General features: G+C 48.7%; 4 protein-coding genes. All 4 read left to right on the plus strand.

The genetic code is table 11. The annotated features are described in order from the left end of the window. The first annotated feature begins 173 nt into the window (after nucleotides 1-173). Entirely contained in the window at nucleotides 174-1142 is a 969-nt protein-coding gene (locus tag ACO6UY_RS23795) for a hypothetical protein (RefSeq protein ID WP_422463480.1), read from the plus strand. Then, entirely contained in the window at nucleotides 1143-1994 is an 852-nt protein-coding gene (locus tag ACO6UY_RS23800; protein ID WP_422491514.1) for an RAP domain-containing protein, read from the plus strand. It begins immediately after the preceding gene. A 113-nt stretch (nucleotides 1995-2107) separates the two neighbouring features. Beyond that, entirely contained in the window at nucleotides 2108-4993 is a 2886-nt protein-coding gene (locus ACO6UY_RS23805; protein WP_422491515.1) for a DUF1601 domain-containing protein, read from the plus strand. Between the two features lie 224 nt (nucleotides 4994-5217). Beyond that, nucleotides 5218-5804: hypothetical protein (locus ACO6UY_RS23810; protein WP_422491517.1), on the plus strand; the 587-nt coding region annotated here is incomplete at its 3' end.

The following is a 5804-nucleotide window of genomic DNA, read 5'->3' on the forward strand; positions in this document are numbered from 1 at the left end:
TGACTGGTGAAGAACATTTAGCAGAGCAAACCAACCCGGCAAAGAGGAAGAAAACAAACAGTCAGTAATCGCCTTCCTCCCATCATGACTCTAGTAAACTTTGCCGCACAATGAACTTCTGGGCAGAACAGCAGTCTTCATTTTATATTTTCATGAATTAATGAAATATAATTATGGATAGAAGTTCTGCTGGCATCAGTGGTCAATACGCAAGATCAGGTAATAATGACAACCAACCGAATGACCATGCCGCTTCCAGGCGTGGGCGATATAGACAAGTCACGGTCAGACAGCGGGATGATACCCCACACACAACCCCGGGGCGTAATAAATTTTGCCATTCTTCTGCCGCAGGCCCTTCTCAATATCTACTGCGCCGTTCAGTAAAACCTGCTCAAAATTTTAATGATCTCACCAAACAGGAAATAATGGCTGGCCTGGTCAGTAAATCGGATCGTTTCGGTCATCGCTATGATGGGAGAAATCACGGGCAATATGCCAGTTCAATTAAAAAATACTCATCAGCTGCTAAAAGGCCGTTAAATCGAACGGAACAAAGCCAGTTAATGCGTTTGCTGCAAAATTTTACTGCAACACGGAGCTGGAATTGGCGAAGCCTGACGACAACACTTCATTCATTGACGTCAGCGGGTGTTTTTACCCCTCTTAAACCCATGGATGAAGTTGTTAAGCGTACTCAAGCTGCCTTATTGTCAACACTACTTGATCCAATAATATTCAAGTGCCAGCAAAAACCTCCCGCCATGGATATAGATACCCAGGGTGTCGCCAACCTGCTGTGGGCCATGGCAAAAATGTTGGACAACGGGCTGGAACGGACAACAGAGTTCAACGAGGCCGTTGTCGCTTTGTTACACCACGTGAACGCACAGAAAGACCAATTTAATGCCCAGCACATTACTAACCTGCTGTGGGCTATGGCCAAACTGGTGGAAAAAGGGCAGGAATGGACACCAGTGCTTAAAGACGCCATCGCCGCACTGTTACCCCTCGTAAACGCACAGAAAGCTAAAAAACCGCAGGAAATTGCCAACCAGCTGTGGGCCATCGCGAAACTGGTAGACAACGGACAAAAACTGACACCGGGGCTCAAAGAGACCCTGGCCGCTCTTTTGCCCTGAGTGAACATACAGAAAGACCAATTTATTACCCAGGGCATCGCCAACCTGCTGTGGGCCATCGCGAAACTGGTGGACAACGGGCAGAAGTGGACACCAGGGCTCAACGAGTCCGTGGCACTGCTTTTGCCCCGTGTGAGCGCAAAGAAAACTAACTTTAAACCACAGGAAATTGCTAACCTGCTGTGGGCTGTGGCGAAACTGGGAGAATTCGTTGCGCTGGAGGATGTTACCTCTACGTTCGAATCGCTTGTTTACCGAATCAGTGAAAATCCTCAACTCTCTCAGAAAGACATATTGATGTCCCTCTGGGCAATAATGGTATGCTGTGCCCGGTTGTCAATGGTCTCCCATGCCAATAAAAATAACCGGCTTGAAAAGTACATGGATGACCTGTTTGCTCGTCTGGAAAATACGGACAATGTAGAGGATCAACGCATCATTGCCATGGCCGCAAGTTGGCTAGGTAAAGCCTGTCCGGTCGTCCCCCATTACCATAACATCATTTCAAAACCTCAATCCGACTTCCGCAATCAACTCCAATCATGCATTCCCTCTTTGAAAATTGAAGAAGAAAAGAGTCTGAACTCATTGCCACCGGCGGACCTGATACTGCCAGATCACAACATGGTGATTGAAGTTCAGGGATCGTCTCATTACGTGGCTGGTGATTTCAAAACCAGGAATGGTTCTACTCTATTGAAAATCGCACTGCTGCGAAAAGCAGGATTTAAGGTCGTTGAAATTCCGGTTAACCGGCTTTTGAACCAGAATTCAGTTAAACGATGTATTGATCAAATAAAGACCAGGGCAGATATCCCGCCACAGGGGCATGGCTTTGTATCACTTTCTTAAAGCACGGCGCAGATCAGCCATATTTTATGTTTATAGATATTTCAGCAAAATGAACTTTTGAACAAAACAGCAGTCTGCTTCTCATATTTTTCACGAATTAATGAAATATAATTATGGATAGAAGCTCTGCGGGTATCAGTGGTCAATACACAAGACCAGGTAATGATGACAACCAACCGAAGGACCATGCCGCTTCTTCAAGCCGTGGGCGATCTAGACATGCCCCAGTCAGGCAATGGGGTCATCCCCCCCGCACAGCCCCGGGGCGTAATGAATTGTACTATTCTTCAGCCGCATGCTCTTTTCAACATCTACAACGCCGTTCAGTAAACCACCCTCAGGATTTTAATAACCTCATCAAACAGGAAATAATGGATGGTCTGGTGAATCAATCTGATCGGATCGGTCATCGCTATGATGGGAAGCATCACGGTCAATATGCCAGCTCAATTAAAAAATACACGTCAGGTGCTAAAAGACCGTTAAATCGAACTGAACAAAGCCAGCTGATCAGTTTCCTGCAAAATTTTACCGCAACGCCAAGCTGGAATTGGCGAAGCCTGACGACAACATTTCACTCATTTACTTCAGCCGGTGTTTTTACCCCTCATGACCCCATGGATGAGCGTGTCAAGCGTACTCAGGCTGCCTTATTGTCAACGCTACTTGACGCAATAATATTCAAGTGCAACCAAAAACCTCACGCCAGGGATATTGATGCCCAGGGTGTCGCCAACCTGCTGTGGGCCATGGCGAAACTGGTGGACAATAGGCAGGAGCGGACACCAGAGCTCAACAAGGCCGTGGCCGCGCTGATGCCACACGTGAACGCACTGAAAGACCAATTTATCCCTCAGCATACCGCCAACCTGCTCTGGGCCATGACCAAACTGGTGGACAACGGGCAGGAGCGAACACCAGAGTTCAAAGAGGCCGTGGCCGTGCTGTTGCCCCATATTAACGCACAGAAAGACCAATTTAATGCCCAGGGTATCGCCAACCTGCTGTGGGCCATGGCGAAACTGGCGGACAACGGGCAGGAGCGAATACCAGAGTTCAAAGAGGCCGTGGCCGTATTGTTGCCCCACGTGAACTCAAAAAAAAACCAATTTATTCCTCAGCATATTGCCAATCTGCTGTGGGCCATGGCAAAACTGGTGGACAACGGGCAGGAACAGACGCCAGAACTCAACGAGGCCGTGGCCGCGCTGTTGCCCCACGTGAACGCACAGAAAGCTAACTTTACACGACAGGAAATCGCCAACCTGCTGTGGGCCATGGCGAAACTGGTGGGCAGTGGGCAGGAGCAAACAGCAGGGCTCAAAGAGGCCGTGGCCGTGCTGTTACCCCACGTGAACGCTCAGAAAGCTCACTTTAAACCACAGGGTATTGCCAACCTGCTGTGGGCCATGGCGAAACTGGTGGGCAGCGGGCTGGAGCGGGCACCAGGGCTCAAAGAGGCAGTGGCCGCACTGTTGCCCCACGTGAACGCACAGAAAGCTGACTTTACACCACAGGGTATCGCCAACCTGCTGTGGGCCATCGCGAAACTGGTGGACAACGGGCAGGAGCAGACACCAGGGCTCAAACAGGCCGTGGCCGCGTTGTTGCCGCACGTGAACGCACAGAAAGCTCTCTTTAAACCACAGGAAATCGCCAACCTGCTGTGGGCCATGGCGAAACTGGTAGACAACAGGCAGGAACAGACACCAGAACTCAAAGAGGCCATGTTCGCCCTGCTACCGCACGTGAACATACAGAAAGCTCACTTTAAACCACAGGAAATCGCCAACCTGCTGTGGGCCGTAGCAAAACTGGTGGACAACGGTCAGGAGCGGACACCAGAGCTCAACGAGGCCGTGACCGCGCTGTTGCCCCACGTCAACGCACAGAAAGCTAACTTTCAATCACAGAGTATCGCCAACCTGCTGTGGGCCATGGCGAAACTGATGGGCAGTGGGCAGGAGCGGACTCAAGGTCTGAAAGAGACCGTAGCCGCGCTGTTGCCCCACGTCAAAGCACAGAAAGCTAACTTTCAATCACAGAGTATCGCCAACCTGCTGTGGGCCATGGCGAAACTGGTGGATAACGGGCTGAAGCAGACACCAGAACTCAACGAGACCGTGGCCGCGCTGTTGACTCAGGTGAACGCAAACAAAGACCAATTTATTCCCCAGCATATCGCCAACCTGCTGTGGGCCATGGCGAAACTGGGCGAACTCATTGAGCTGGACGTGGTAACATCCACGTTCAAATCGCTTGTCTACCGAATCAGTGGCAACCCTCAGTTCTCTCAGCAAGAGATATTGATGTCCCTTTGGGGAGTAATGGTTTGCTGTGCCAGATTGTCTCTGGACTCCAAAAACAATAACTGGCTTGAAAAGCACATGGATGACCTGTTTACTCGCGTGGAAAATACATCCTCAGACAATGAAGAGGATCAACGCATCATTGCCATGGCCGCAAGTTGGCTTGGCAGAACCTGTTCGGTCGTCCCCCATTACCAGACAATCATTTCAAAAAACCAAGCCGACTTCCGTGATCAACTCAAATCATCTATTCCATCTTTGAAGATCGAAGAAGAAAAGAGTCTGAATTCACTGCCTCCGGTTGACCTGCTACTGCCAGATCACAACATGGTAATTGAAATTCAGGGTCCCTCTCATTACGTGGGTGGTGATTTCAAAACCAGGAAGGGTTCGACTCTGCTGAAAATCGCACTGTTGCAAAAAGCAGGATTTGAGGTCATTGAAATTCCGGTTAACAGGCTTTGCAATCAGGATTTAATGAAACCATACATTGATAAAATAAAGACCAGGATAGGCTTCCCGCCACAGGGGCATGGCTCTGTATCACTTAAAAGAAGGCGGGCAGATGAGGCATACGTTACTGCTGATAAAGGCAGGCAACCCTCAGGTCATGGTTACTTGACTACCGGAGAACATTCAGAGGAGCAAACCGGTAAACCGGCAAAGAGGAAGAAAACAAACAGCCGGTAATTGCCTTCCTCCTATCATTTCTCTAGATCCGTTTTCACACGCCGGGAAGGAATGCCAGTGTTGAACACCTGTTGCCCCGGATGATTTGAAAATAACGGGTTGACGGCATCAGGAGTAGATGTGTTTCCCCAACCGCTTACGTTTATAGACGTTGTAGCAAAATGAACTTTTGAACAAAACAGCAGTCTGCTTTTTATATTTTCATTAATTAATGAAATATAATTATGGATAAAAGCTCTGCTGGTATCAGTGGTCAACGCACAAGATCAAATAATGATTATAAGCAACCCAATGACCATGCCGCTTCTTCAAGGCGCGGACGATACAGACATACCACAGTCAGACAATGGGATCCTCCATCCCGCACAGCCCCAAGGCGTAATGAATTTTACCAATCTTCCAGCGCATACTCTTCTCACTATCTACTGCGCCGTTCAGTAAATCCTGTTCAAGATTTTAATGCGCTCACCCAACAGGAAATAATGGATGGCCTGGTGAGTAAATCGTACCGTTTCGGTCATCGCTATGATGGGAGAAATCACGGCCTATATGCCAGTTCAATTAAAAAATACACGTCAACTGCTAAAAGACCGTTAAATCGAGCGGAACAAAGCCAGCTGATGCGTTCGCTGCAAAATTTCACAGCAACGCGGAGCTGGAATTGGCGAAGCCTGACAACAACACTTCATTCCTTTACTTCAGCGGGTGTTTTTACCCCGTATAAGCCCATGGATGAGCGTGTTCAGCTCACTCAAGCTACCTTATTGTCCACTCTGCTTGATGCAATAATATTCAAGTGCAACCAAAAACC

This window comes from Endozoicomonas sp. ALE010 (assembly GCF_049310165.1).
Taxonomy (GTDB): Bacteria; Pseudomonadota; Gammaproteobacteria; order Pseudomonadales; family Endozoicomonadaceae; genus Endozoicomonas.